Source organism: Megasphaera sp. UBA4382 (assembly GCF_002391155.1).
GTDB lineage: Bacteria > Bacillota > Negativicutes > Veillonellales > Megasphaeraceae > Megasphaera > Megasphaera hexanoica.
Genome location: NZ_DGRS01000075.1, coordinates 1 through 517, shown reverse-complemented (window position 1 = coordinate 517; position 517 = coordinate 1). Strand labels below are relative to the sequence as shown.

Below are 517 nucleotides of genomic sequence, written 5' to 3'. Positions count from 1 at the left end.
CATCCTGTGAATACCACTGTCCTGCCCATCCAGCTGCCATATCGGTCAGCCCCATGCGGTCCTGATTTGTGCTGTCCATACTGTTTGATTATTCCTGAAATTTCCTTGACAAGGGCCGGAGAATCGCTTACAATATAAAAGTCGTAGCATGCACAAGTGGCTAGACAGATAAGCCGCATGAAGAGGCATACAAGTCCGTAAGGCGCCGTATTCAGCGAGTATATTGATGAGGAGGTGTCACTATGTACGCTATTATCAAAACCGGTGGAAAACAGTATCGCGTTCAGGAAGGGGACAACATTTTTGTTGAAAAACTCGCCAGCGATGTGGATTCCGAAGTCGTATTTGACCAGGTACTGGCTGTCGTCAACGACGGAGATGTCAAAGTAGGTTCTCCTGTTGTCGAAGGTGCCAAAGTTACAGCTAAAGTATTGGAACAGGGCAAAGAAAAGAAAGTCCTCGTTTTCAAATACAAAGCTAAATCCGACTATCGTCGTCGTCAGGGCCATCGTCAGCC

At 47.0% G+C, this 517-nt stretch carries 1 protein-coding gene; it reads left to right on the top strand.

The window, feature by feature from the left end:
• Window positions 1-242 precede the first annotated feature (242 nt).
• The coding region (gene rplU, locus B4H10_RS08810; RefSeq protein ID WP_292018676.1) for a 50S ribosomal protein L21 at window positions 243-517 on the top strand (275 nt) is incomplete at its 3' end.